We start from the raw sequence: 1779 nt of genomic DNA on the forward strand, positions 1-1779 counted from the left end.
CCTCCCTCTATAAATGTTGATTTATCAACGGTTTGACCCGTTGGTGGGGTGTCAAAAAAATATTTTTCGACACGCTTCCTAACAATACTTTCATAATATGTGAATCTATTCCAACATAGGGGTACGCTTCGCGGTCACTACTAGAAAAATATGGTAAGTAGTGCTAGGGAATTATGCGATGCACAATGGATCTCTGCGTAACTTATGATGACGTACCCTCCCATGTCTCTGGGCATCTATGTGCCTACATTCCTTCGTTCGGTCTAGTCATAAGGCAGAGGCTAGCGAAGCTCCTTTAGGGACTCAAGGTCGTATGGAAAAAATAGTGCCAGCTTCTCCGTGTCATCCTGTTGTCTAGGTTTATCTAGGGATGTAGAACTTACATAGCCTCTGCGAGACTTGGAATATCCTTCATCATTCGCTGAGCGTCGAACGCTTTGTGCTTGGTGCTGATTCCATGTAACACTTTTAATAGTTTTCCGCATAGAACCACGATAGATTGCTTTTTTCGTAATGGGTTTACCGTACGAGTTGTGTAATACTCATGTAGTTTCCTAAAGGCCTCATTATGGCGGATCATTGGCATCATCACTCGGAAAAGGAGGGCACGTAGCTTTCTTCTGCCCCGTTTGGAAATACGTTTTTGACCTTTGTGCTGACCAGAGGAATTTTCACGCAACGTTAATCCCGCGAGTTTAATGAGTTGGCGTGGATCATCATAGTGTGAAAAACTTCCGATTTCAGCTAAAAGATCGACAATCGTCGTATCTCCAAGTCCTTGAACCGTTGCAAGCCATTCGTACTCCACTGACGTTTGTACAAGCTCTACTAAGTGCTGAGTAATGCTTTCGATTTCTTGTTCTAACTGATGGTAACGGCGAACGAGTGTGGCGATTTCAAAACGGGCCATCTCACGTCCTTCTGTTACTCCGATGGAGTTAGCTGCAACTTCAATCAGACGTGTAGCTTTCGGTTTCTGGGGAGATTTCATCCCCTCTACCTGGCGGTACATTTTGAGTAACTCATCAGGTTGTTTTTGATGAAGGTCACTCGGAAATGGAGTACACTCAAGGACGGCTAAAGCCATCTTACCGAATGACGGAAATACCTGAGTGAATTCTGGAAAATAGCGATCTAGCCATCTAATCATCATATTTTTGACAGCACCTAGTTCCTCTGTTAACTTACCTCGAAACGTTGATCCAACGCGGAGTTCAGCTTCCACTTCTTTTAAAATCCTAGGATAACTAAAGCGTCCGTCTTTTACTAGACGAGCGATCACCAGTGCATCTTTGCGGTCATGTTTGGTTGGCAGATTGTCGTCCAACTCTTTTGAACGTTTGACGTGCATAGGGTTCGTCATGACAAGCGGAATGCCTCGTGCTTCAAGGAAATAGGCTAGATTGAGCCAGTAATGACCAGTAGGTTCAATCCCTACGATTACTTCTGTTTTCTTGTATTCTTTCATCGCTGTCAGAATACGTTGGTAGAAAAGCTCGAAGCCATCTGAGGATTGAGAAACGGAAAATGACTTATGGAGCACTCGCCCTCGATCATCCACAAAACAAGCGAAATGTGTACGCTTCGCAATGTCAATGCCAACGACCAGTGTTTTTTCAGAGACTTGATTAATTTTTTGATTTTGTTTAAAATCCATTATGGAGTCCTCCTTGGTTACAAATTAGGGGTCATTTCGCCACGATTTGACACCCCGTATCATACCAAGAGGGCTCTTTATTGTTCAAGTCCCCGAAAATCCTTCTAACAGGAATGCTCCTT

At 43.7% G+C, this 1779-nt stretch carries 1 protein-coding gene; it reads right to left on the reverse strand.

Annotated elements, in window-relative coordinates; genetic code table 11:
* Positions 1–379: 379 nt before the first annotated feature.
* On the reverse strand, positions 380–1657 hold the full coding sequence (locus BLR86_RS25460) for an IS110 family RNA-guided transposase (RefSeq protein WP_090768606.1): 1278 nt from the start codon (positions 1655–1657) through the stop codon (positions 380–382).
* Between the last annotated feature and the right edge of the window lie 122 nt (positions 1658–1779).

It is taken from the genome of Bacillus sp. OK048 (assembly GCF_900103525.1).
Lineage (GTDB): Bacteria > Bacillota > Bacilli > Bacillales > Cytobacillaceae > Neobacillus.

Bases quoted from the DNA above. Each gene is read 5' to 3' on its own strand.
- BLR86_RS25460 (WP_090768606.1), bottom strand. From the start codon at position 1,657: ATGGATTTTAAACAAAATCAAAAAATTAATCAAGTCTCTGAAAAAACA.